The 25,311-nt window shown below is 46.5% G+C and carries 16 protein-coding genes; 11 read left to right on the top strand and 5 right to left on the bottom strand.

Features of this window, described 5'->3' with window-relative positions; translation table 11 throughout:
• From QUA62_RS26500 to QUA62_RS26485, 4 genes are all read left to right on the top strand, one after another.
• Positions 1–324: tetratricopeptide repeat protein (locus QUA62_RS26500; protein ID WP_333407770.1), on the top strand; the 324-nt coding region annotated here is incomplete at its 5' end.
• An 87-nt stretch (positions 325–411) separates the two neighbouring features.
• Positions 412–990, top strand: coding sequence for a Uma2 family endonuclease (locus QUA62_RS26495; RefSeq protein ID WP_333407769.1), 579 nt, complete (start codon positions 412–414; stop codon positions 988–990).
• Positions 991–1,305: 315 nt separating this feature from the next.
• Positions 1,306–1,500 (top strand): hypothetical protein, encoded by a 195-nt coding sequence (locus QUA62_RS26490; RefSeq protein WP_333407767.1) that lies wholly within the window; start codon positions 1,306–1,308, stop codon positions 1,498–1,500.
• Positions 1,501–1,563: 63 nt separating this feature from the next.
• The gene (locus QUA62_RS26485) at positions 1,564–1,830 is read left to right on the top strand and encodes a hypothetical protein (RefSeq protein ID WP_333407765.1); all 267 of its coding nucleotides are present in this window, start codon (positions 1,564–1,566) and stop codon (positions 1,828–1,830) included.
• A gap of 69 nt (positions 1,831–1,899) precedes the next feature.
• Here QUA62_RS26485 and QUA62_RS26480 read toward each other — a convergent pair whose 3' ends face one another.
• Positions 1,900–7,047 carry a CHAT domain-containing protein gene (locus QUA62_RS26480; protein ID WP_333407763.1) on the bottom strand — a complete coding sequence of 1,716 codons (5,148 nt, stop codon included), beginning with the start codon at positions 7,045–7,047 and terminating at the stop codon, positions 1,900–1,902.
• A 205-nt stretch (positions 7,048–7,252) separates the two neighbouring features.
• On the opposite strand from QUA62_RS26480, the gene coaE reads away from it, so the two are divergent.
• Together coaE and patX are read left to right on the top strand one after the other, a co-directional pair.
• Entirely contained in the window at positions 7,253–7,990 is a 738-nt protein-coding gene (gene coaE, locus QUA62_RS26475; RefSeq protein WP_333407761.1) for a dephospho-CoA kinase, read from the top strand.
• Between the two features lie 819 nt (positions 7,991–8,809).
• Positions 8,810–9,019, top strand: a complete 210-nt coding sequence (gene patX, locus QUA62_RS26470; protein ID WP_333407759.1) for a heterocyst-inhibiting protein PatX — start codon at positions 8,810–8,812, stop codon at positions 9,017–9,019.
• A gap of 307 nt (positions 9,020–9,326) precedes the next feature.
• On the opposite strand, the gene QUA62_RS26465 is transcribed toward patX, so the two are convergent.
• Entirely contained in the window at positions 9,327–10,733 is a 1,407-nt protein-coding gene (locus tag QUA62_RS26465) for a TldD/PmbA family protein (RefSeq protein WP_333223663.1), read from the bottom strand.
• Positions 10,734–11,001: 268 nt separating this feature from the next.
• Between QUA62_RS26465 and QUA62_RS26460 the strand changes: the two genes are divergently transcribed.
• The gene (locus tag QUA62_RS26460; protein ID WP_333407757.1) at positions 11,002–12,618 is read left to right on the top strand and encodes a HAMP domain-containing sensor histidine kinase; all 1,617 of its coding nucleotides are present in this window, start codon (positions 11,002–11,004) and stop codon (positions 12,616–12,618) included.
• Positions 12,619–12,786: 168 nt separating this feature from the next.
• Here QUA62_RS26460 and QUA62_RS26455 read toward each other — a convergent pair whose 3' ends face one another.
• The 3 genes from QUA62_RS26455 to QUA62_RS26445 form a co-directional block, all read right to left on the bottom strand.
• A complete protein-coding gene (locus tag QUA62_RS26455; RefSeq protein WP_333407755.1) occupies positions 12,787–18,183 on the bottom strand; it encodes an AAA family ATPase in 5,397 nt (1,798 codons plus the stop codon).
• Positions 18,184–18,350: 167 nt separating this feature from the next.
• Positions 18,351–19,877, bottom strand: coding sequence for a UDP-N-acetylmuramoyl-L-alanyl-D-glutamate--2,6-diaminopimelate ligase (locus tag QUA62_RS26450; RefSeq protein ID WP_333407753.1), 1,527 nt, complete (start codon positions 19,875–19,877; stop codon positions 18,351–18,353).
• Positions 19,878–20,077: 200 nt separating this feature from the next.
• Entirely contained in the window at positions 20,078–20,383 is a 306-nt protein-coding gene (locus QUA62_RS26445) for a glutaredoxin family protein (protein WP_333407772.1), read from the bottom strand.
• Positions 20,384–20,589: 206 nt separating this feature from the next.
• Here QUA62_RS26445 and QUA62_RS26440 point away from each other — a divergent pair, with 206 nt between their 5' ends.
• The 4 genes from QUA62_RS26440 (at position 20,590) to QUA62_RS26425 (ending at position 25,233) form a co-directional block, all read left to right on the top strand.
• Positions 20,590–21,645: an acyltransferase gene (locus QUA62_RS26440; RefSeq protein ID WP_333407751.1), complete on the top strand. Its 1,056-nt coding sequence runs from the start codon at positions 20,590–20,592 to the stop codon at positions 21,643–21,645.
• Between the two features lie 294 nt (positions 21,646–21,939).
• Entirely contained in the window at positions 21,940–23,217 is a 1,278-nt protein-coding gene (locus tag QUA62_RS26435; RefSeq protein WP_333407749.1) for an ATP-dependent DNA ligase, read from the top strand.
• Between the two features lie 89 nt (positions 23,218–23,306).
• Positions 23,307–23,882, top strand: a complete 576-nt coding sequence (locus QUA62_RS26430) for a Uma2 family endonuclease (protein ID WP_333407748.1) — start codon at positions 23,307–23,309, stop codon at positions 23,880–23,882.
• A gap of 109 nt (positions 23,883–23,991) precedes the next feature.
• A complete protein-coding gene (locus QUA62_RS26425) occupies positions 23,992–25,233 on the top strand; it encodes an exonuclease SbcCD subunit D (protein ID WP_333407746.1) in 1,242 nt (413 codons plus the stop codon).
• Positions 25,234–25,311 lie beyond the last annotated feature (78 nt).

The raw sequence follows: 25,311 nt of genomic DNA, 5'->3' as shown, positions 1-25,311 counted from the left end.
GATTTCAACAGAGCACTCGCTTTCAAGCCCAAATATACCCCTGAATTGTATTTTAATATCGGTAATGCCCGCACTTTCATCACCGCCGGCTTGTCTCAAACCGAACCCACACGAGGTTCCAATGCTATTCAAGCATACACGCGGGCGATCGAAGCCAATCCCGGTTTTGCCGACGCCTACTACAACCGAGCTTTAGCTTACCTGGACAACAAAGACCAACCAAAAGCAATTGCCGACTTTCAAAAAGCAGCAGAACTTTACAAGCAAGGCGGAAGAACCAGCGCCTATCAAGACGCACTCAACCGAATCAAGCAATTGCAGTAGAATTAGAAGTTAAGAATTAAGAATTAAAAATGACTAATCCCATTTTTAATTCTTAATCAAGTTCCTACAAACAGCAGGTAAATAACAATGACTGCTATCACCTTAAACCTCAATTCCATTATCAAACTAACTTCAGAACAGTTTTATCAACTGTGCGAAGAAAACCCAGACTTGAAACTCGAACGCAACGCCAACGGAGAATTAATTGTCATGCCCCCAACCGGAGGAGAAACGGGAAGAAGCAACTCAAAATTCAACTTACAGATTGGACTTTGGAACGAACAAACCCAACTCGGTGAAGCCTTTGATTCCTCCACAGGATTTACTCTGCCAAATAAAGCCGATCGCTCTCCCGATGCGTCTTGGGTAGAAAAATCGCGCTGGGAAGCTTTAACACCTCAACAAAGAGAAAAATTTATCCCGCTTTGTCCCGATTTTGCTGTGGAAATTCTCTCGCCAACTGACAGCTTGAAAAAGACTCAGGAAAAAATGCAAGAATATATGGAAAATGGCTGTCGTTTGGGTTGGCTGATTAACCGCAAAAAACGGGAAGTTGAAATTTATCGCCCCGGCCAAGATGTGGAAGTTTTACAATCTCCTCTCACCCTTTCTGGGGAAAATGTTTTGCCGGGATTTGTTCTCAATTTGCAAAAAATTTGGAATTAGCAGAATTCAATTTTGACTTATTATTATATCATCTTCCATAAAATAACCGTTACCATTTCGTAGTGAGGAATGCAAGTCCGAGCGAGTTGGATTAGGACTCTGGGTTCTCACTACGAACCAATTTTGTTATACTCTTTCGAGTAGACATAATATTAGCTGAAAATTTGATAAAATTGTAATTACCCATAAAATTAACAGGCTCGAATTAGGGTTCAAACAATTCAAGCTAAAAATGTCACATTAGAAGAATTAAAAACACTTTTTGACCTGCAAGTTGTCACAGACGACCAATTTTTCAGAGAATGGCAAGACGAGTTGCCAGAAATTAGCGCCTTTCAAAAACGACAGCTAGATCAGATTAAAGCGGGTTACTTCAACTTGTTGGAGTATCCGCCGATGCGGGAAAAAACTATTAGTTTGTCGCTCGTCTCTCCGCTGTTATTTGCCGGCGACTTTTATCTGCATCCTTTCTACATTAAGCCAGAAAAATCCGTCGAATTTTCCGAATAAGATGAAGGCGTTATCATCAAAGGCAGCATCAATACTTTAGTTTTAAAAGAGCAGTTGTGGCTGATGGTAATAGAATCGAAGCGAGTTTCATTTTCGATCGAAGCCGGCTTGGCGCAAATCTTAGCTTATATGCTGGCAAATCCTAATCCCGATCAACCTAGTTACGGCATGATTGCTACAGGTGGCAGTTTCATCTTTGTTAAATTAGTCAAAGAAGAATCACCTCGATATAGCACATCTGATTTATTTGGAATTAGCAATCGCACTAATAATTTACATGATGTACTCCGAATTCTCAAAGGCTTGAGTCCAATCGCAGCTAGCAATTAATCATGAGTCATAAGTCATTAGTTATTAGTGAGTTTGAACATCGCACCCTGATTCCTTCCTGCTTCAGAATTACCAAGGCGAACCGATCATGGTAAAAGCAGCCCAATAATAAGGATGCGAGAAATTTCGATCGCCCCTGGTGGTCAACTCCGACGGCAAAGGCAGAGCTTCATAGTTGCCCGATCGCACCAAATAACCATCTTGCAACCGCACTTCTCCCCGCAGCATCGCCAACTGCGCTTGCCGCAAAGCCTCAGCCTTAATCGGCGCTGTACGCAACTCCTGGTAAAACTCAGTCATCAGCCCCAAAGTAGCGACATCGCTGACATACCACAAACTCGCCAAAGCGGATTTTACCCCCGCGTGTACCGCCAACCCTGCAAACCCCAACTCAGCTTGTTCGTCTCCCACCGCCGTAGTACACGCACTCAAAACCAACAACTCCACCTGCGGGTTAGATAGCTTCAACTGCTCCAACTGATTCAACTGCAACTTAGTATCCCAAAACTGAATGTAAGAATTTTCCGCCCCCCCAGGCTGAAAATCCCCGTGAGTAGCTAAATGAATAATTTTGTATTGCGGTTGATTGCGCTTGTTCTTCAAATTTGCCAAAGTAAAAGCTTCATTGAGAAAAGACGAACCCGGCCAAATCTTGCCGACTATTGTCGATATTTCCAGCGGCACCGCAGGCAAAGGATTTTGATCGTATTTGGCAGGAAAATTCGACGCACCCATCGCTAACACTTCAGAACCCTTAACATCGGCATAGCGAGTATCAGTTAAACTCAAACTCGGAATCAGCCCCAAACTGTACTTTTCTACCAAAAACTGCTTGCCGTCGTAAAGAGCAGCCAAAGGCAAAGTTCGCAAACCGGCGTCCATCGAAAACACCAAAGTGTCAATCTTGTTAGCCTCCAATTCCGGTTGCAGCGGTGCAATTAACCAGTGGTAAAGTTGCTCGGCAGGTTCCTTGTAATTAGCAGCATTCAATCTCCTAGGAGTTCTGATAGCATTAGTGAATTTTTTAGCAACTTGCAGCACTGTCTCGCGGCTTGCAGGCACGCTTTTAAAAACATTTTTGCCGTCTGGCAATAACAGCACAAGTTCTAAATGTTTTTCTTTCGCCCACACGTAAAGGATCGCGGGTTTAACCCCAGTCAACCGATTGACGCTGCTGAGAGTATCTCGAATACTTTGCTGCGTGACTGACTTTTCAGTGAGATTACCCCCAAAGTAACGTTCAAATTCCCGGCCCTGAGTTCTATCCCTTTGCTGCACTGCGTCGATCGGACTTATTTGCGCGATCGAACTCGATCGAGAAATCTCAGGAACCCTCACATTCCCGATACTTTCTGCACTCACCGCACTCGCAGGCTTCTGTGGAGTTGTTGCCACGCTGCCGTTTTCTGTCGTCGCAGGCGCGCCCCAATTGTCTGTTAACACCGACGGCGACACCACTACCGGGCCTGCAGCAGTGTCGTTCGACCCCACCTCAACAGACGTAGCAGCAGGTTCTGGCGAGACATTGGCGCTACTGCTCTTTGGCGCAGACGGTGCGGGGGGGAGACTCACCTGAGTCACAATTTGTTGAGAATTGTCTGTAGTTTGCAGTTCCACGCTGCTAGTTGCTGCCGGACTCGGCACGATCACCAGCGGCCCGATCGCAGTTGAGGAGGTGGCAGTGTTCGACTTCGAGTTTCCCGTCCCAACAGTCGCCGCCGTGCAGGTTCCCGACGGGCAAGTGCTTTGCAGCAGCGTCTGTGAACCCGATTGAGCCAGCCCCTCTGTAGAAATGCTGACCTGGGCGCGCTCAGCAGCCGTTCCTGTTCCCGCAGCCCGAAATGCTCCCCCAGCTTCGATTGCCACATCGCCGCCGGTATTGCCACGAGCTTTGATCGAAACAACTTCAATATCTTTGTTCCCGGTAATTTGGCTCGAACCGGCACTTCCCGATTGCGAACTCGAGTTGATCACCCCTGTAACGATCCTGCCCGGCGCCGCAATCGAAATATCTCCCCCGCTTCTGGCACCAAAAGCATCGATGTTGCCGGTTTCTACCGCACCGGCGCTGCGAATAGTGATAGGGCCCGCCACCCCGGAAGTTGAGCGAGATGAAACCGTACCAGCAGTCAACTTGCCTTGACTGGTAGTGATGTTAATCCCCGCAGTCGAGGTAACGTCTCCGACGGCTACAGTACCGCCCATCAGAGAGATCGTGGCGTTATCAGTGCCGACGATCGCACTCGTTCCCACGATCGCGCCGCTGCCCGATGGCGATCGAATCGTCGTCGGATCTTGAAATGTCACCGCCACTGGCGTTGAATTTGGAGTTGAATTTGGCGTTCCAGAAGGAATCGAGATCACCCCGCTACCGTCAGCGCGCCCGATCGCGATCGAAGCAAACCCATTCCGAAAAGTGTTCAATTCAGCAGCAGTCAAGTTCAGAGCTTCTGTATCGTCAGAACCTTGAATTATAATGTTTTGGCTTGGATCGGCCGGTTGCAACACCAGATTGCCGTTGCTGGCGATCGAATTTTTGTCACCCGTCAAGTCAATTTCGTTGCCCGTCAGGGTAATATCTCCCCCTGTTTGCGAGTCGCCAGCTTCGATCGCCCCTGCAGTGATTCCATTGCGCCCCGTCAGCGTTACCTTCCCCGCGCGATCGCCCCTTGTGTCGATCGCCCCGGCAGTCACCGTGCCCTGTGCGGTAACACTAACATCTCCCGCCGAATTGCCTGTATCTTCGGAAGAATTGACAGAAGTGTTGATGGTGCGGGAAGTTCCAGTAAGTAGCCGACCGGTTGTGACATTGCCTGCGGTGCTGACGATGCGAATTTCCTGATTGTTGGTAGTGATATTTCCGGTACGGATATTGCCATCAGCTTTGAGAGTAATTGAGGCATTGTCAGCCGCTGTCAGGGAATTTGTGGTAGTGATTGTTCCCAAACCCGCTGGCGATTGAATAATTAGCGGATCGTAAAATGTGAAATCGTTGGCAATCAGAATTGAACCGATACCGTTGCTGCGGCCGATCGTAATTCCAGCAAACCCATTTTCCAAACTTCCGAGGTCGCTTGCCGTCAGATTCAAATAAATATTAGTACCGACATCTCCAGAACCGCCGATCGCAATATTTTGACCGGGACTCCAAGGTTGCAGTACCAAAAAGCCAGTACCGCTGACCGAATTTTTTTCGCCTTTGAAATTAATTTCATTACCAGTCAAAGTAATGTTTCCCGAGCCCCCTGCGACGAAGCTCACTCCCAGAACATTCCGAGCCGTCACAGTTACATTTCCCGCCGCTTCCCGGCCGCTGGCATCAATTTTTTGGGCTGTTACGTTCAGACCTTCGAGTAAAATATTCCCGCTGGTTCCGGTGCTAGGATTGGATGAAGAAATATCGTTTGCAACTGTCGAACCCTGACTAATCAAACTAATATTTCCGCCGTTGCTCGACAAATTGCCCGCAGTAATTTGATTTCCAGAAATGGCGATCGCACCGCCAGCCGTGCTAATTGTATCGGCCGCATTCATCGAAAAAGCACCCGCACCATTGCGATCGGCATCTGCCCTCAATGTTACCGAACCAGTAGTTGCTTGAAAGCTCAACTGATTGTCCGCCAAATCAGCAATTGTAATATCATTGAGCGCTTCGAGAACCACATTTGACGTAGCCGACATACTTTCCAAAGCTCTAGCCGAAATTGTCAGCGAAGGCTCAGAATTGTTTTGCTGTCCTGGTAGCGTTTCTGTTGCCAAAATATTATTGTCGGCAATTATTTCGGCATCGCCCCCACCTTGTAGGGAATCTGTAATTAAAATATTGTATGGATCTAACAGCAAAGTCCCCAAACCGTTTGTCCCAGAGGTATCAACAGTACCGTTAAAAATCAATCTTTGCTTGCCCGAAACTTCCACAAACCCCCCAACACCTGCGGTTCCCGTTGCAGAAACGCCATTTGCGCTGATGCTGCCCAAAAATGCTGTTGTGTTGTCAGCCCAGACAACAACTCTGCCACCGTTGCCTGATTCAGTTGCGTTGGCGGCGATCGAACTTTTGCCATCCACGTAAGTCATCCTGGCATTCGGCACAGTTCCCTCGCCTCGGTAATCTCCCCCGATCCGCACCGTTCCGCCGCCGTCCGGCCCCGAAGCTTCAATCTTCGCTCCCAACAGCCCTACCTTGTCGCCCAACACGTTGACGCTTCCTCCCTGGCCCCCCGTAGCAGACACGTCCGCAGAACCCGCTACCAGCGCAGTTCCAGCACCTCCTGGCACTGTTTGACCGCCTGTGAGTACAACTTCACCTTGAGCGTTCGTAGTTATACCCGTAGCGTTAGCCACGCCGGGGCCCGAGAGCAGCCCAGGTAAACTCTGGGGAGAGAAGGGAACACCTTCCGAACCCGACATTCCGGCTGCTGGAGAAACTTCTAAACTCAGCAAAAGTCCGTTTTGACTGAACCGCACGAGATTTTTGCCCGGGACAGCCGCCACAGTAATTTGACCGCCCGGGGCTGAAAGTTGCCCTGTACTGATGACCGTGCCGCCGAGCAAAGTCAAATTTTGCCCGGTTCCGACAGCCAAGTTACCGGCATTGACAATACTCGCGGGCTGTGAGCCAAAAACAAAAGCATTCGGCGCTCCGACTAGGGCTGGGTAGTCGTTCGCGCCTGTACCGTTGAACCAACGGTCGTCAAAACCGATACCGCTAGCGGTGGTAGCCAAAAAAGACCCGGACACGTCGAGTCGGGCATTCGTTCCAAAAATAATCCCTGCGGGATTCATCAGCAACAAGTTAGAATTGCCGCCAGTAACTTGAATGAGACCGTTAATTAAGGAAGCGTCCCCGCCGACAACGCGGCCGAGGATATTTTTAACGGTTGGGTTGGAGATGAAATTGGCAGTTTCGCCAGAATTCAGACCGAACCGAGTAAAACTGTGGAACAGATTTGCTCCGTCTCTGGAGGGAGTGCCGCCCTTAATGTCGTAGCGGGGGGGCGACCCTGTACCTGGGGCGGTGACAGCGGTTCCGGTGCCGTCTGGGGCTGAAATAATAGATTGTGCCGCAGCAATTTGAGATTGGGGATAAATTGCCACGAGTATCCATCCCCTGCTGTTTTCTTTGAGGAAAACCAGGTTGGGGAAAAAATCTAATATCAAAAATCCAGCAAGGGGAATTGCTGCCAGAATCGACCGCACAGCACGTTGAGCATTCATAAGTTTGCCTCGGTCTAGACCTTCATTCGAGTTTAAAATTGAGATTTTAGGTAAAAAAGAGTCGATCGCACCCCAATGCTGACACTTCCTAACGCGAACTCTCGATCGCAAATCTTAAATTTTAAGTCTAAATTTGATTGTGTCACCAACATAGCAAAGACTGACAGTAAGTGTCGAAACACAGGAAGTTTAAACAGAGAAAATTATGAGCGATCGAATTGTCCGTCTGATCGGTTTAACTGGGGGCATCGCCACCGGTAAAACCGCTATATCTAATTATCTGGCAGATGCCTGTGGATTTCCGATTTTAGATGCCGATATTTACGCCCGCGAAGCTGTGAACCCCGGTTCGCCAATACTTGACTCTATTGTAGAACGATACGGCGCCGGTATTTTGCTCCCCGACGGCACTTTAAATCGGCCGGAGTTGGGAAGTATTATTTTTTGTAACGCAGCGGAGCGGCAGTGGTTGGAACAACAGATTCACCCTTACGTGCGACGCCGATTTGTTGAGGAAACTCAAAGCTGCATTGCTGCATTGACTCCGGTATCCCAGGACACACAGAATTTAGGTACAAAAACTCAAGAAACCAAGTTTTTTCACCGCGATCAAAAGCTAGAACGAAGTATTGTTGAAAAAAACTCCGCTTTCTGCGCCCCCACTGACACGTTGACTTTGGTTTTAGTAGTGCCACTGTTGTTTGAAGCTAATATGACTGACTTGTGTACCGAAATTTGGGTGGTGTACTGTTCACCCGAAGTGCAGTTAGAACGACTAATGCAGCGAGACGGCTTGAGTTACGATCGAGCTCAGGCCCGCATTAACACTCAGTTGCCGCTAGCTCAAAAATGTCAACAAGCTGATGTTATTTTGGACAACTCGTCAACCCTTGAGTCGCTATTCCTGCAGGTAGATGTGCAAGTCAGTCGCTGTGAGATTTGATATTTGAGATTGACTCCGCGATATCAGTTTTAAAACCAGTTTTTTTACTCCCTGCGCGCCAGTTCGATTTGAGAGTTGAGATTTGAGATTGACTCCACGATTTTGTGAACGGGTTTTTTTTCCCCAACCGCTTTCGACTCCTCCTTCGGAGTGGCGCGTAACCGCTCTTGTCACAAAGCCAGAGAAGAAAAGATCGGAAAAGATCGGCAAAAATCAGAAAAAATCAAAGGTTCACAATTTATTTAAAAATACAATAGCAATCATTTATGAAGTTAATGTGAAAAATGAGGCAGTGCCCGCTTTAAGGAATCTCATTCACCAAGATATTTATATGTAAGCTGCTGATGGCGCGCCTGGGTACTTTCCTGTTGTGTCTTTAATCCCCGGGTTGCCGCTTCAACTAAATAAATTATGAAGTCAATCATAAAAGTAGTAAAACTTTACAATTGGCGGTTTTCGTTTCCTTGTTGGAAGCCCCTTTCAAGAGGATTCCAGGGGTCATATCATTTTAGATTTTAGATTTTAGATTTGGGAATGATTTATAACTACCAGGGTTGGGAAGACGGGCATAGAAGAGTAGCATTATTTTTTTGAACAGGGTCTTGAATTCTGCTGGTTGCCCGCAAGTAGCAGAGAACTAGAAATTACCAGCGAACCAGCGAGCTAGATGATGGATTTCACCAGCTTTTAACCAAAACTCAAAAAAATTGTAGGTGCGGTCACTTACTAATTGAGGATTTCGTCACAATTATTTTTTTTATCCTGATAGCAGAGTGCAGACTGCGTATCAAGAAGGGGAAAATACAAACACCAAAATTTATGATGCGCGTTTACTCTTCCATCCTGATGTCAAGCCTGTTACTGACTGCTGGCGCAGTTAATGCTCAAAGCTTAGAAACTCGATCGACCTTTTTTGCTCAAGACAACTCTGCTCCCGAAATTTTAACCACTCTAGCCGACACTCCGACCTTTGACGCAGATGCAGATAACGATAAAAATGAGGCGCCAGACCGAGGCAAGGGGAGATAAAGCAGAAAAAAGCAATAATTGCAGGGAATTAGGGGGAGAATGGGAGAATTAAAAATTGGGATAAGAAGAGAAAAATTGAAGATTTCGATTTATTAATTGGGGACTTACGTACTGCGTAGCAAAAAACCGATTTTTTAGCGGTATTTGACGACTCAAGGCATAATTGTTCGCTATTGGGGTTTTTTTGCCCAATCTCGTCACAACATCAGACACCACAAACGGGCGCGAAATGTTGCACTCAAAAAATAAAGGTAAAGCGCGAGTAGGAATCTGGCGCTTTACCTTTATTTTTTAAACTTTTGAAGCTTTAATCTTCTTCCGCAGCTTCGCCACCAACAACGACATCGCGAATCCGCAAACTCGGGCCGCCGCAGCCCACGGGCAAACCGCTTTGTCCTGCTTTGCCGCAGCCGCCGGATTCATCCCAGTAGAAATCGTCGCCGATCGCCTCAATATCGGCTAAAGTGCTGAAAACATTACCCGAAAGGGTAACATCCCGCACCGGATTGTCTAGTTTTCCGTCGCGGATCATCCAAGCTTCGCCGGCACTGAAAGTAAACATCTCGCCGTTAGTCATGCCGCCTTGCCAATTGCGCGCATAAACTCCTTCTTTGATACCAGAAAATAAGTCAGCAACAGGCGTGTCACCCCGTTCGATCCAAGTATTCGTCATGCGGACGATCGGCGGATAGTGATAATTCAAACAGCGAGCATTGCCAGTAGGCGTTTCTCCCAATTTGCCCGCCGTTTCCCGCGAGTGCAGTCGCCCGACTAAAGCGCCGTCTTTAATTAACTGAGTAGTAGTCGCGGGAGTGCCTTCGTCGTCGTAGAAATAGCTGCCCCGGTGTCCCTCTGGCGCTGCACCGTCGAAAATTTGCAAGTTTTTGGGGCCGAACTGGCGGCCGAGGGTCATAATTTCCAAAATGTCGGGATTTTCGTAGGCCATGTCAGCTTCGGAAAGGTGTCCGAAGGCTTCGTGGACGAACAATCCGGTCAAAATTGGGTCAATGACGACGGTGTAGGTGTTGCCTTGGACGGGGGGTAAGGCTAGGGAATCTACGGCTCTCTGGGCGGCGCTGCGAACTTGAACATCGAGATCGGTTAAGTCTTCGTAAGCTTTGCGGGAACCGGTGGTTTCGCGGCCGGTTTGTACGGTTTCCCCACTCCGGGCGGTGGCGGCAAAGCGCATTTCCATGTCTGCCCAACCTTGTTCGAGCATGGTGCCTTCGGAGGTGGCGAGGATTATCCGCTGGGTGCTGTCGCCGTAGCGCACGGAGATTGTGGCGATGCGGGGGTCAATGCTGCGGAGAATCGCCGCGTAGCGATCGCACAATTGCTTTTTGTCAATTAGGGGAACCAGACGGGGGTCTGTTCCTGTCAGCGGCAGCAAGCAAATGTCTTGTACTGGGGTAACTGGCGCCAGAATCGTTTCTTCTTCGCCGATTAGTTTTGCCGCGGCGATGGCTTCTTCGATTCTTTCGGCGAGGGTGGAAAGTCGGTTAAAACTGGCAAAGCCCCAGCCGCCTTTGTGACAAGCTCTGACTTGGCCGCCAATTGAGACTCCTTCGCTGAGGGTTTCAATTTTTTCGCCCCGCAGCAGGATGTCGGTGCCTTCGGCTTCTTCCAGTCGAATTGCCAGATAATCGACTTGGTGACGGTAACGTGCCATTAAGTCTGACAGCAGATTTTTCGAGTCGGCGATCGAGGTGGGCATAAGGAAAGCACGGTGTTTAACTTACTTCATTTTGCACTTTTGTTAGGGCGATCGTGCAAAATATCGCCCCAAGCGCGGAGATTGCGGCTTATTGGTACGGTTCTGCCAATATCGTTAGTTGACAAATGTGGATATCCTGTGAGTTAGGAGGAAGGTGCAAGAAATTATGCGGGATTTTTCGATCGTGCTAGTGCTTGACTCCTAACTCCTGAACTTTCCTATACATAAATACTTCACCCTTCATGCCTCCGAAGGTGGGTTTATAACTGTGAATACTTACTTTTTACCGACAATAAGCGAAATTTTAGCCTCCGAAGGCCAAGAAAATGACCTGAGTCTCTTTGATGCTAAGTTGGCGGGAGAAAACAACCGCCATCGGTGTCCTGCAAGCCGTGGGGCTTCTCGGCTGAAAGCTGAACAGGAATGGTACGGAGCGATCGCAGCTTTGAATCAAATGCTCGATCGGCAAAAATCAGGACAAAAAACAGAGGCCGATCGACAATTTGCTCGATCGACAATCCCCAATTCCTGTCAGGGATTGGTTTTGTCGGGCCCGTCTTCCGTTTTGACTGACCCCGCTTTGGCTTCGGGCTTTGCCAATTGGATTTTTACCAGTATGCCCGACAACGATGCAGCTTTGTGGTCTTTTCGGGCGAGACAAACTTTAGCTTTACTGCCGGCGGCTGAGGTGCAAATATCTGTGCCTGCGGCGGCCCCGGCTTTGGCTTTGGCAAGTGGCGATCCCTTAGCCAACGAGCAGTTTTGTTTGGTTTTAACTGCTAGTTTTAGCTTGGTAATGGTTTTGGGTGAAAATTCTGCGGGAATTCCGGCTTTTCTATTTTCTTTCGACCCGCAAGTAGTCGCCAAAGCTTGGGAGGTTTTGCGGCGCAGGGTGACTGAAAGCGACAGTTTGCTTGCCAATTCTGACGGCAGCTTCAATTTACCAGTTAGCCAATTAACTAATAATTCTACTAAATTAGACGCGCTGTTCCAGCAGTTTTTGCCTGTTGCTCCAAATTATCAAACAGTGATGCAGTTCAGCCGCTTGCTATTGCATAATTTGCCAGTTGGGAAAGAGGAAGCAGGCAGGGTAAAGGATGAAAGAATTGATGATGGTTTGAACTCTAGGCATAAAAAGTTATCGGCTACAGATATCAACTGCAAATCGGCAATTCCTCTCGCTACTAAAGAGGTGGAATTGCTACAGGCGATCGCCCACGAAGTCCGCACTCCTTTGGCTACCATTCGCACGCTGACGCGGCTGCTGCTGAAGCGCCCCAAACTCGATCCGGTGGTGGTCAAGCGTTTGGAAATGATTGATGCTGAGTGTACCGCTCAGATCGATCGCTTCGGTTTAATTTTCCGCGCCGTGGAATTGGAAATGTCGCAAGCTAAAAATTCTGGCGTGCAGCTAACAGCAATGTCCCTCGGTGAAGTGCTGCAAAATAGCATTCCCCGCTGGCAAAAACAGGCGAGTGTTCGCAACCACACTTTGGAAGTTATTGTGCCGAAAAAGTTGCCTGCGGTAGTCAGCGATCCGACGATGTTGGATCAGGTTTTAACTAATTTGATTGAGAATTTTACTCGAACTTTGCCCTCGGGGAGTCGCATTCAGGTGGAGGTGACGTTGGCGGGCGATCAGTTAAAGTTGCAGTTGGAATCGGAACACCTACCGGAAGATAATGGCGCATCGACTTTTGCAGCTAAGGCTAATGGTCCTTTGCGATCGATCGGGCCTTTGTTGATGGTGCAGCCGGAGACGGGAAGTTTGAGTTTAAATTTGAGTGTGACTAAGAATTTATTCCGGGCTGCTGGCGGGAAGTTGGTAATTCGCCAGCGGCCACAAAAGGGTGAGGTGATGACGGTATTTTTGCCGCTGCAATAGTCAGTTGTCCGTTGTTCGTTGTCAGTTGTCGGTTGTCCTATCAATTCCGGTTGCATCGGAATGATTTAACCGCAGAGGACGCAGAGAACGCAGAGGAAGAGAAGAGAGAGAGATTAATAATATAGGTCAACAACTAACAACGGACAACGGACAACTGACAACTAACCTTCAACCAATTAAAATCTCAATGACAAACTCCGTTCCTTTTCCCAGTGAAGAAATACAAGTCAGTTTACCGCCGTGTTTTTCTTCTACAATTTGACGCGCGATCGCCAGTCCTAACCCAGTTCCTTTGCCCACGTCTTTAGTGGTAAATAGATGGTCAAAAATCCGATTTTTGACCTCTTCGGTCATTCCATTTCCGTTATCGGCGATGGAAATTTTTACATTTTCCCTTTCTACTTTTGTCCGAATAGTAATTTGATTGGGGTTGGCTTGAATATCGGCAAAAGTCCGTCCTTGATTGGATTCTTCTAAGGCATCTATCGCATTGGCCAACAGATTCATAAATACCTGGTTTAATTGTCCCAAATAACATTTTACTTTTGGAACATTGCCGTACTCTTTAATGATTTTAATTTCAGGATGCTTGTCGTTTGCTTTCAGGCGATGGCGTAAAATCATCAAAGTGCTATTGAGTCCTTCGTGGATATTAGCCTCAACTTTATGTACCGTATCGGCGCGAGAGAAAGTGCGGAGGGAAGTGCTGATGTTTTTGATGCGCTCGCATCCTATTTTCATGGAACTCAACATTTTGGGTAAATCTTCTACGAGATAATCTAAATCTATTTCCTCTGCTTTCTTAATTAATTCTGCTGTCGGTTGAGGAAACTTTTCTTGATAGAGGTGCAAATAATCAATTAAGTCTTGGACTCCAGCATGAGCTTCATTAATGTTCCCGGAAATAAAACCAACGGGGTTGTTGATTTCATGGGCAACCCCTGCCACGAGATTACCTAATGCTGACATCTTTTCACTTTGGATCATTTGCATCTGAGTTTGCTGAAGTTCATTCAAAGTCTGCTGCACTTGGTGATAGAGACGGGCATTCTCCAGAGCGATCGCCGCTTGACTAGAGAGAAAATTCAGCACTAGGACGCGATCGCGACTAAACACTCCACTGGTTATCCGATTTTCTAGATACAAAATGCCGACCAAATTCCCCTGATTTAGAATTGGCAAACCCAGCAAACTCTCTGGTTGGTGGTACTCTAAATAATCGTCAATCACAGGCAGAGCGGTTTTCAGCCGATCGATGACAACTGTTGCTAGGGTGTTTTTTACATAGTGGATTAATTTAACCGGAACGGTAGGATTGTTCTCTAGGGGTTCCGTTTCCAGGCTAATGTATTCCCCGGTAGCCATCGCCCGCACTTGCCATTGTTGATCTTGGCAGAGCATCAGTGTACAGCGATCGGCTCCCGAGTTTTGTAACATGGTTTGGGTCACAATTTGCAGCAACTCATCCAGGTCGATCGTGCTGGAGATCATTTGGGAGATTTGCAGCAGGGTCGTAAAATCTAGAGCATGGTTGATGGAGGTGCTTGAGGTAGTGGGGTGGGTGCTCGAATGAATTAAGTAGGTGGGATTGGTGAGGGTGGATAGGGTTTCTAAAATAGTGAGGGGTTGGGCTGCCTGTAGTAAGATGGGGCGCAGCAGATCGGGATAACGTTTTTCTAGGTCATCGGTTTTGGCTTTTGCTCCCCAGCGGGCGTAGCAGTAGTAAGCTTGCTGCATATAAACCTGAGCGACTTTTTCTTTGCCCCAGTCGAGGTAGAATTTAGCGCAGAGTTCGTTGGCTAAGGCTTCTTCTTGCAGGTATTCGTTATCTTTGGCGAGGGAGATGGCGCGATCGTAGTATTCCATTGCCTGCGCTAGCTTGTTCAAGATGCGGTAGCGTTCTGCTTCGACTAGACACCACTTATGTTGATTATTCATCGGGGCATAGTGCGCCCATTGTTTCATCTTTTTCTGGTTGCCACCCACTCGCTTTAAGCGCTCGCGCCGTTCAGACTCGCTAGCCTGTTGGAATTCTGCTAAACAAGTCAATGAATCATAAAAATAGAAAACAACTAAACCGGGCGATCCAATTCCTCCGTCCTCATACTGTCTAGCTTGTTGAAGGGTTTGGCGAGCCAGGGCAAAGTTGGCAAACAAATATCTGAGCGTGGCTTGGTTTGTGTAAGCGAAAAACAGTCCCGTCTTGTCGCTGCTAGCCTGCTGTTGCGCCTCCCTCTGGCTCAGGCAATAAACCTCACCCTCTAGCGCCGCTGCCTCTGCCTCCCCCAATAAATTGAGTGCTGTTTGATGGAAAATTTTGCAGTAAAGCTCAGCCTTTTCTTGGTTGATTTTGGCAATAGATTCAGTATAAAATTCTAGCTTTTGACTCACTTCAGACAGATTATGTCCGGCATAGTAAGAGTTGGCACACCAGATCAGTCCCCCCCAAGCCGCATATTCTGTATCGCCTGTTTCTAGTCCGGTTTGATAGCTTTCTACAAGCGGAGCGAGCGTATCTTTGAGGTGGTTTTTCCAATGGAATACAAAATAGTAAATGATGAAAACTACCCTGGATTTAATTTCTTTGGCATCGAATTTATCCAAGAGCTTGAGAGCCAATTCACCAAACTGGTAACCGGTTTGAATATCTCGCACCACACCACACAAAATTAGCCCATACCAGGCATAGGTGAAAGCAGCCACACTGGTATTGCCATACTTCACAAACAGATTCACCTGGCGAAATACCAGCAGCGGCAGCAAATCTGGGGCGGCAATGTAGGCTGCTGAGAGGGTTTTTGCCAAAATTTGCGTCACCGCCATTTTATCCGGGGCGGTCATCGTCGGTTGGTTTTCTAGGGTTTGGGTAGACTTGCCGAGTAGGGCAATTTTAGTTTCGGCTAGACCCAGCAAAACCTGTGGTGTTGTGGGCTGGGCTGGAAACTTGATGCCTAGCTGTTCGACTAGCGACAGAGCCGTTTTGATCGCTGCTAGGAGCTGCCCCTGCACAATCAACGCCTGAATTTTAATTTCATAGACAGTGACTTGTTCCAGGAGCGATCGCGTCTGAGCCACGACTCGATCGATCGTCTGCTGCATTTGCTCAAAATCCCCGGCCAAATAAGCGGCTAGAGCAAGCTGGTTGGCGATTTCTAAGCTAAGCGAGTATTGACTTTGCCAAGCATCGGAGTTTAATAGCTGCTGGCTAGTGAGCAAATAGTCTACTGCTGCCCGATAGGCTGTTGAGGCGTTAGCTTTTTGACCTGCCTGCAAATTTAGCCGTGCAATCGTCTCTCGCTCTGTCGATTCAATCAGCTTCATCCCATTGTTAAGCTGGTTGACGATCGCAAAAAGTTGCTCGTCGTCTCCTGTTGCCGTATTGGCCAGCAGCAGTCTGCCAATTTGCAGGTGAACGCTTTGTTTTTGTGATTCGGGAATCAACGAATAAGCAGCTTGCTGGATGCGATCGTGTAAAAATTTATAGGGAACTTCAATATGACGATAACGATTTGTCTCGTCTGACTCATTAGATTGGAAAAATTTGTAATTTTCACTAATAGGCAAAATCAACGCTTCTTGTAATCCTCTCCATAAAGCCACGGCTGTTTCTATTTCTGACTGTTCAGAGACGATCGCCAAAGTCGCCAAATCAAATTGATTGCCAATACAAGCCGCTAGCTTGAGAACATGTTGCGTGTCTTCTGGCAAATTTTGCAACTGCAACGCCATAAACTCAACGATATCATCCGTCACTGCTAATGCTTTTACTTTGGCAATATCGCAATGCCAATTGCCCCCATCAAAGTCAAACTGAATCAGCCCCTCATCGTGCAGCATTTTCAGGAATTGCGCGCTAAAAAATGGATTGCCTTTGGTTTTTGGAGAAATTAGTTGAGTTAATGGTTGTGCGATTTCGGGCGAACAGCTAAGCGTATCGGCAACGAGTTGATTTAAACTGGTTTCACTCAGAGGGGCTAATGTAATCGTTTTGATTGCAGCTTGTGCTTTCCCAATCTCTTCTAGCGCCAACATCAAAGGATGAGCGGCAGAAACTTCATTGTCGCGATAAGCTCCTATTAATAATAGATATCTGCCGTCTGACTCGCTCATCAACAACTGCATCAATTTCAAAGATGCCGCATCAGCCCACTGCAAATCATCGAGGAAAATTACTAAGGGATGTTCTTTTGTGGTGAATACTTGCAGGAATTTTTGAAAAAGTAAATTAAAGCGGTTTTGTGCCGCCGTCCCAGACAGTTCTGTTGCGGGTGGCTGTTGAGAGATAATTTGCTCTAATTCAGGAATTACCTCAATAATTACTTGCGCGCTGTCACCAAGCGCAGCTAAAATTTGGGTTTTCCAAGCTGCTAATTGAGCCTCGCTTTCACTCAGCAATTGACCCATTAATTCTCGAAATGCTTGCACAAAAGCTGAGAAGGGAATATTGCGATTAAATTGGTCAAATTTGCCTTTGATGAAGTAGCCGCGCTGGCGGACAATTGGTTTGTGAACTTCGTTAACAATGGCAGTTTTGCCAATGCCAGAAAAACCAGCCACCAGCATTAACTCGCGCCTTCCCTCGTTCCCAAAAAGAGTCTCGGAACCAGAGATGCGATCGAACGCTGCCAATAATTGGGCAACTTCGCTTTCTCTACCGTAGAGTTTCTCTGGTATGATGAACCGCTCGCAAACATCCCGTTGCGCGATCGCAAAACTTTCTATTTTACCACTTTCTTCTAATTGACGCAAACAAAATTCTAAATCAAATTTCAGCCCCAAAGCACTCTGGTAACGGTCTTCGGCATTCTTCGCCATCAATTTCATTACGATGTCGCACAGAACTTGGGGGATTTCTTCCCTTCTGTTTTTGCCAAGGGGCGGCGGTTGTTTGGCAATATGAGAGTGTACCAATTCCATCGGATCGTTAGATTGAAACGGCAACTCTCCCGTCAGCAATTCATAAAAACTGACACCCAAAGAATAAAAATCTGTGCGGTAGTCAATGCCGCGATTCATCCTTCCTGTTTGTTCAGGAGACAAATAGCTTAGTGTCCCTTCTAGCACGTTGGGACTCATCACCATTTGAGTTTCTCGCGGTAGCAAAGATGCAATACTAAAGTCAATGAGTTTGACTTGTTTAGTCTCAGGATTAATTAAAATATTGGCGGGTTTAATATCTTTGTGAATGATGCGGTGGCGGTAAAGTATATCTAATGTATTGCTTAGGTCGATCGCTATTTGGAAAAACTCAACCAGAGATTGCACCGTTTTTCCTTTCCCAGTCCATTGGTTGAGAGAAATGCCCCCGAAGTCTTCCATAATCAGCGCATAGCCGTTCCGGTAGGCTTCCAAGCTGTAGGTTTGAATGATCCCGGGCAAATTCAGGTTTTTGGCGATGGTGTATTGATTGCGAAATTGCAAGAGTTCGCTAAATTTGGGATACTCGTTCCGCAATACTTTGATGATGACAGATTTTTTGTCGCAGAGGCGAGAGCCGCGATAAACTAGGGTGCGAGTGCCTGAGTAAATTCTATCGAGAATTTGATACCCAGTTAGTTCTATCATAGCAAGAGTTTTTTTTATAAAAATATTGGATATTACTATTATAATCTAGTGCAACTCAGATTCTTCTTTCGTATTAATACTTAAAAACATAACAAATTTCTCAGCCTGCGAACAACTAACTGTTAAGGGTTAACCGACTTCGGTTAACCCTTAACAGTTAACCGAATTCAGTTAACCGAATTCATTCTGGCTTTCAAGGCATCTCGCGCTTGTTCTCGATCGTCAAAATGGACTTTTTCGGTGCCCAAAATCTGATAATCTTCGTGTCCCTTTCCTGCAATCAGCACGCCATCTCCCGGTTTAGCCTCCATAATAGCAGTGCGAATTGCAGCGGCTCGATCGGGCAAAACCATCGGCTTTACTGCGGCGGGAATTCCTGCTAAAATATCCTCCAAAATGCGATCGGGATTTTCCGTGCGCGGATTGTCGGAAGTAACAACAGTTAAATCGGCTAATTCTGCAACGATTTTACCCATGATCGGGCGCTTAGTGCGATCGCGATCGCCACCGCAGCCAAACACGCAAATCATCTGACCCGGAATAAACGGCCGCGATGCTTTCAGCAAGTTCTCCAAACTGTCGGGTGTGTGCGCGTAATCGACAATGACGCTAATATCTTGGTCAGGACTAAGTTGCACCCGTTCCATCCGTCCCGGTACTCCCGAAAACTGAGATAATTTCTCCACAATTGCGGACAAATCTAAACCCAATTCCAAAACAGCACCGACAGCAGCCAACATATTTGATAAATTGAACTGACCGACTAAAGGCAAAGAAAAAGCAGTTTCGCCCTTGGGAGTGTGCAGCATTCCCTTAACTCCATTGGGCTGATACTGCAAATCAAAAGCATACAAATCTGCCGTTTTGTGAACAGTGCTGTAACTCCAAACTCGGTCGGAATTTAAAGTTTCAACTATCCGCTGCCCGTAGGGGTCGTCAATATTAATTACAGCGCGATTTTTGAGGTAATGTGAACCAAACAAAAGCGATTTTGCCTCAAAATAATCTTCCATATCGCGGTGATAATCGAGATGGTCTTGAGTCAAATTTGTAAAGACAGCAACTTCAAAATTACACCCTAAAACTCGCTGCTGCGCTAAAGCGTGGGAACTGACTTCCATCACGCCATGTTTGCATCCGGCTGCTACAGCTTCTGCTAATTGCTTTTGCAGGTCAACCGCAAAAGGTGTGGTGTAAAGTGCAGTTTGTTGGAAGCCCGGCCAGCGAGTGTAAAGCGTGCCGAAAATCGCCGTCGGCAACTGCATTTGATTGAGCAGAAATTCGATTAAATGAGTTGTGGTAGTTTTGCCGTTAGTCCCGGTAACGCCGACAAGTTTTAATTTGCTAGCTGGATTGCCGTAAAAAGCAGTTGCTATTTGACCGCAAACTTGGGCCATATCGGCTGCTGCGATGACGCAGGGAGCATCTTCTAGCCCCCCCTTAGCAAGGGGGGGTTGGGGGGGTGTTTTCTCGGCTGCTTGGGTGGAAATTATGGCGGCAAGTGCACCAGATTCGATCGCACTTTGCCAGAAATCTCCCCCATCTACCCGAGTTCCCGGCATTCCCAAAAATAAATCGCCCGCCTGACAAGCGTGGGAATTAGTGGATAAACCCTTGACTTCGGCATCGAGGGCGGGATGTTGCGCGTCAAAGGAAATGCTGGGAACTGCTGCTAATAATTCTCTCAATTTCATCTGAAAAACTCCTCGCTTGAATGTCTTGAATATGACTGGCGGAACACATTGTTTGAGCCACTATCTACAGGTTTTTGCTGTGCGCGGTGCAAACCCTAGGGATTTTTATATGCGCGCCGTAAAATCTCTCTACCTAGAGTAAGCTGCACACCGAGCACCCCGAGGTCAGGATTAAAACCTGAGTTTTTGGGTAAATCGTATTATTGTGACCGATCCATTTGCAAATATTTCTGTAACATTTGCTCCAATTGGGCGACACTACAGCGGGGAGAAGGGCGGGGTAACAGTTCTTCAGCGGAGAATGCAGACTCGCCAACAAAATTTTGGGGCTGGGGCTGCACTTTAAACAAAACTGGAACTTCGTACTGATAAGCTTGAAACCAGTCATCGCGTTCGGTAATATCTCTGACCTCGAGTTGAAACTTGAGGCTTTCAATCTGTTCGAGTTTTTCTTGCAACCCTTCGCACAAGTGGCATCCGGGTTTGCTGTACAAAATCAATCGCATCATAACAGTAAGATTAAACTCGATCTTAAATTCTCAAACCTGCGATCGCCAGTGGGCGAACCAGACTTCGCAAGAAGCAAGCCGTGGCATCATTGACCTCAACGCGCGATCGAGGTTATCTTAGCATTGACGGTGAACCGATTTCGGTAATTGGCCATCTCTCTGTAAATACAAGTCCATCTATCCATACACTCTGTCAGTAAAAAATGCAAATTACGCCGGAATTTTCTGGGAAAATTAAATTCTTACGTCTCCCCCTAATTATTGGGATTGTTACTATTCACTCGTCTATAAATCCTGTGGGATATGCTGATAAATTTTTCCAGACTTTTATTTGGAGCACTTGGGGTGGTTCCTGCGTGGCTTTTTTGTTTATTCTTTCAGGCTTTCTTTTTTTTAGAAATTTTAACTTATCGCTAAATTCTTACCTAGAAAAGCTCAAGTCTCGGTTTTGGACTCTCCTGGTTCCCTATTTATTTTGGAACTTAGCTTTATTGGCAATGGTCTTAATTGTCTTGAACATACCGGCAACAAGTTCTATTATTCAAGGTCATTACAAAAAATACGTTGAAGACTACAGCTTCGCCAATTTTATAGATTGTTTGACGGGGTACAGAAGCGGTTATCCGATCACATTTCATTTCTGGTATGTCCGCGACTTAATCGCGATGGTGATTCTATCTCCGGTATTTTTACTGGTAGCTAGAAAGATACCCTATCTAGGTTTGGCTTTGTTTGCCGCCCCTTGGTTGCTGAAATTACAACTTGGTTTTATTAAAATCCAGTGGTTGGGGCCACTGTTCTTTTATTTGGGATGTCTGATTGCTGTTCAAAAATTGGATTTAACTTGGCTCAATAGACGAAAAACTTTGATAATAGGCATATACTTAGCGATGGCTGTTGTGCTGGCAATAATGAAAACATCCGAAATAGAAACTTTCCAACACCTGTTTGAATGCTGCACGAGAGTAGTAGGTACGATGGCGATTTGGTGCGCTTCCGATTTGATAGCTGGAAAGCTGCAAAAGGTGTGTTTAAATCTTTCGGGTTTGGCATTTTTTGTTTATGCTGCTCACGAACCGACGGTAACAGTTTTGAAGGAAGTTTTTCAGAGATTGTCAAAAAATCCAAATTCGCTAACTGTCATGGTACACTATTTGTTGATAGTGACAATTGCCACTTTAGTAACGCTGGCTGCGGGTAGTCTTTTACAAAGGTATACGCCTAAATTTTTCCAAGTGATAACAGGTGCCAGGGGATAATCATACCATTTTAGATTTTAGATTGGGAAGGGATGACTATCATGGTTTGGATCTTGCCTAGAATAGCATTTTTTTTGGCGAACTGGTATCAATTTGAGCTTGGGGATTGGAGATTTTAGATTACTCTCTTTCTTCTCTTCCTCTGTGCCCTCTGCGCCTCTGCGGTTAAAAAATAAATCTAGTTCAAAAATGAAAAAGTTAAATTTTTTCACACCACCTAATTGTTAAATGAACCTTGACTAATAAATCAATCATTAGTATAGTATATAAATAGCCCTACATAAAGGAGGCAGTATGGACTGCACCGAATACGCAGAAGCCAAGCGAAAAGCAGCTCAAAAAATTAGCGCCGACATTCGAGAACGCTGGAACAATCGCATCGTGACGCGAGGATTGCACTTGATGGGAGAAGCGGGGGCAGTGCAGTATTTGGCTGATTATGGGCGCGGAATTGGTACGGCAAAAGTTATTGGTTTTGCACTGTGCGCGGAGTCGGAAGGATACCCGGAAATGGCGATCGGCTTTTGGAAAAGAGCGTTTGAATTAGAAAGCCCAGAAAAGCCGATCGCCCTGACTCCTCCAAACAAATCCAGCACCAATCTTGCTGCTGCTGCAAAATCAACTACCGCTGCCAAAATAGAGACTGTTAATAACCCCGTAATTCCCGAATTGCCGCCGCACTTACAGCCGGGAAAAATTGTCACGATGCAGCCGGTGGACGCGCCGAGTGAACGTTCTTATTACATCGAAAACCCCGATTATTGGGGACAGCCAAAGCGCGACGGCAATCGAGTAGTTGTCATCGCGACGCCAGATAAAGTATACTACCAATCGCGATCGACTAACCTGCGGCAACAGGCATCGGTTGAGATCGATCGCACATTAATCGACACAGCCGCTAAAATTGGCACCTTTGTTTTAGACGGCGAACTGTATTACAAAAGCTGTACGGGTACCGAACACCGCACGGGGGCGCAAGCTGCTACTGTTAATATTGAAAGCGGTTTTCCGACAACCCAGCCCAACGCAATTTATGCTATTTTTAAAAGTTTGTGTTTCCAAGGCAATGATTTAACTACCGTGGCAGAATCCGAACGGATTGCAGCGGGAGTTGAAGTCGGCGAAATGCTGGCAAATTTATCCTTAGCCTTTGAAGTTGTACCGACATTTCGCACCACCACCGAAAAACTCCTACTGGCAAATCAGCAGGAATCTGAAAATAAAGAAGGCGAAGTTTGGGTGTTGCACCACTGTCACTATGTCGGCGGCAAAGATGTTAAGAAATATCCGATGGTGAGGACTAAATACTGTCAAGAACACGATTTGTTTATTGTGGGCTTGACGGCGACAAAAGTTGCAGGCCGGCCGTTTAGTGCCGTCAAAGTAGCGCAAGAAATTGATGGCAAATTAGTCCCCGTAGGAACCGTGGGAACCGGGTTTAGCGGGGAGGAAATGCAGGAAATTGCCCGACTCTACGAGGCTAACCCCAAAAGTGTCAAAATTAAAGTGCGATCGCAGGGTTTGACAGAAAGCGGCAAACTGTGGCACGCACGATTTCTGGAGTTCTGTTAAATTTGTAGGGAAACGGCACTGCCGTTTCCTTCCCGGAATATTTGATTTCCAACACATAGTATCAGATCAAATCAGCAGAGTAAAAATCAATGGTTATCAGCAAAAACAATTTCTACATCTCTCCAGAAGAGTACCTAGAAGGCGAGCGAGTAAGCCCAATCAAACACGAATACAGACGCGGACACGTTTATGCAATGACAGGGGCAAAAAAGCCTCACATTATTATTGCTAGCAACTTAGTAAGGCGACTGGGAAATCACTTAGATAACACCGACTGCTTAGTTTTATCATCAGATATAAAAGTCCGACTGGAAGAGGCAAATTGCTATTACTATCCTGACGTAGCGGTGACTTGCGACGAAAGAGATACCTCAACTCCTGAAGATTTCATTTTATATCCATCTTTAGTAGTTGAGGTCTTGTCGCCCTCAACGGCAGCTTTTGACAGAGGTGATAAATTTGCAGATTACCAAACTTCTCGGAGTTTGCAGGAATACGTGATCATAACTCAATCAGAAATCAAAATAGAGTGTTTTCGGCTCAATGCTGAGGGAAATTGGGTTTCTCAGACTTACGGACAAGGAGATGAGTTAGAGTTAATGAGTATAGATTTTCGCTGCCCGATCGCACAAGTTTATCAAAAAGTACCCGGCATCATATTGTGATGTATGAAAAAAAACTTTCTTTGGTTCGCAGTCAGGAATGCAAATCCTTCTTCTGAGGACTGAAGTCCTCACTAGGAACCGAAACGATAACTAACAAATAGAAAAAACAATGATTAAAATCTTACACCTTTCAGACATTCACATGGGCAGCGGCTTTTCTCACGGCCGGATTAATCCAGAAACCGGTTTAAATACGCGGCTGGAAGACTTCGCGGCGACGCTGAGCAAATGTATGGATAGAGCAATTTCTGAACCCGTAGATTTAGTTATATTCGGCGGCGATGCTTTCCCGGATTCGACGCCTCCACCGTTTGTGAAAGAGGCTTTTGCTCGCCAATTCAGCCGCTTGGTGGACGCGCAAATTCCGACGGTTTTGCTAGTAGGAAATCACGACCAACATTCTCAGGGACAAGGCGGCGCGAGTTTGGGAATTTACCGGACTTTGGGAATACCTAAGTTTATTGTAGGCGATCGCCTGGACACTCACCTCATACACACCCGCAGCGGGCCGGTACAGGTGGTAACTTTGCCTTGGTTGACTCGATCGACCTTAATGACACGTTCCGAGACTGAAAGCCTGTCTATGGGCGATGTTAACCAATTATTAACCGAAAAGCTGACGATCGCAATGGAAGGCGAAATCCGCCGCCTCAACCCCGACATACCAACCGTACTTTTAGCGCACTTAATGGCAGATAAAGCAAGTCTGGGCGCCGAACGTTTTTTAGCAGTTGGAAAAGGCTTTAACATTCCCGTTTCCATGCTAACTCGCCCTTGTTTTGATTACGTTGCTCTCGGACACGTTCACAAACACCAAAATCTCAACGCTTCCAACAATCCGCCCGTAATTTATCCGGGAAGTATCGAACGAGTTGATTTTAGTGAAGAGAAAGAAGACAAAGGTTTTGTGTTAGTTAATTTGGAACGGGGAAAAGCTGAGTGGGAATTTTGCACTTTGCCAGTGCGGGTATTTCAGACTATTAAAGTCAATGTTTCCGAATCGGAAAACCCGCAAGCCGAGTTAGTTAAAGCTATTGGTAAGAAGCAGATCGAAGACGCAGTTGTGAGATTGATTTACCAATTGCGATCGGAACAATTAGATTTAATCGACAACGGAGAATTGCACGCACTTCTCGGCGAAGCGCACAGCTACACAATTCAACCGGAATTAGTCAGTCAACTAGCGAGGCCGCGTTTACCCGAATTGAATGCTAATAATAGCATAGAACCGTTAGAAGCTTTGAAAACTTATCTGGCAAGTCGTGAAGATTTGAAAGATGTTGCGGAGAGTATGTTAGAGGCGGCGCAGGGTTTGCTGGGCGGTACGGAGGAAGTTTTGGTGGAATTTTAGGCGGAACTTACCCCTCACGCTTGATCGCGAGAGTTTTCAAACCCCCTGGCAGCGGTCGAACTGGGTGAGAACCCTCAC

It is taken from the genome of Microcoleus sp. MON1_C1 (assembly GCF_036701945.1).
In the GTDB taxonomy this organism is placed as follows: Bacteria; Cyanobacteriota; Cyanobacteriia; order Cyanobacteriales; family Microcoleaceae; genus Microcoleus.
Note: the sequence above shows the minus strand (reverse complement) of the source record. Positions and strands in the feature narration are given on the sequence as shown.

Bases quoted from the DNA above. Each gene is read 5' to 3' on its own strand.
- QUA62_RS26450 (WP_333407753.1), bottom strand. From the start codon at position 19,877: ATGAAATTGAGAGAATTATTAGCAGCAGTTCCCAGCATTTCCTTTGAC.
- QUA62_RS26435 (WP_333407749.1), top strand. From the start codon at position 21,940: ATGGACTGCACCGAATACGCAGAAGCCAAGCGAAAAGCAGCTCAAAAA.
- QUA62_RS26440 (WP_333407751.1), top strand. From the start codon at position 20,590: ATGCAAATTACGCCGGAATTTTCTGGGAAAATTAAATTCTTACGTCTC.
- coaE (WP_333407761.1), top strand. From the start codon at position 7,253: ATGAGCGATCGAATTGTCCGTCTGATCGGTTTAACTGGGGGCATCGCC.
- QUA62_RS26465 (WP_333223663.1), bottom strand. From the start codon at position 10,733: ATGCCCACCTCGATCGCCGACTCGAAAAATCTGCTGTCAGACTTAATG.
- QUA62_RS26480 (WP_333407763.1), bottom strand. From the start codon at position 7,047: ATGAATGCTCAACGTGCTGTGCGGTCGATTCTGGCAGCAATTCCCCTT.
- patX (WP_333407759.1), top strand. From the start codon at position 8,810: ATGATGCGCGTTTACTCTTCCATCCTGATGTCAAGCCTGTTACTGACT.
- QUA62_RS26445 (WP_333407772.1), bottom strand. From the start codon at position 20,383: ATGCGATTGATTTTGTACAGCAAACCCGGATGCCACTTGTGCGAAGGG.
- QUA62_RS26430 (WP_333407748.1), top strand. From the start codon at position 23,307: ATGGTTATCAGCAAAAACAATTTCTACATCTCTCCAGAAGAGTACCTA.
- QUA62_RS26455 (WP_333407755.1), bottom strand. From the start codon at position 18,183: ATGATAGAACTAACTGGGTATCAAATTCTCGATAGAATTTACTCAGGC.
- QUA62_RS26495 (WP_333407769.1), top strand. From the start codon at position 412: ATGACTGCTATCACCTTAAACCTCAATTCCATTATCAAACTAACTTCA.
- QUA62_RS26425 (WP_333407746.1), top strand. From the start codon at position 23,992: ATGATTAAAATCTTACACCTTTCAGACATTCACATGGGCAGCGGCTTT.
- QUA62_RS26485 (WP_333407765.1), top strand. From the start codon at position 1,564: ATGGTAATAGAATCGAAGCGAGTTTCATTTTCGATCGAAGCCGGCTTG.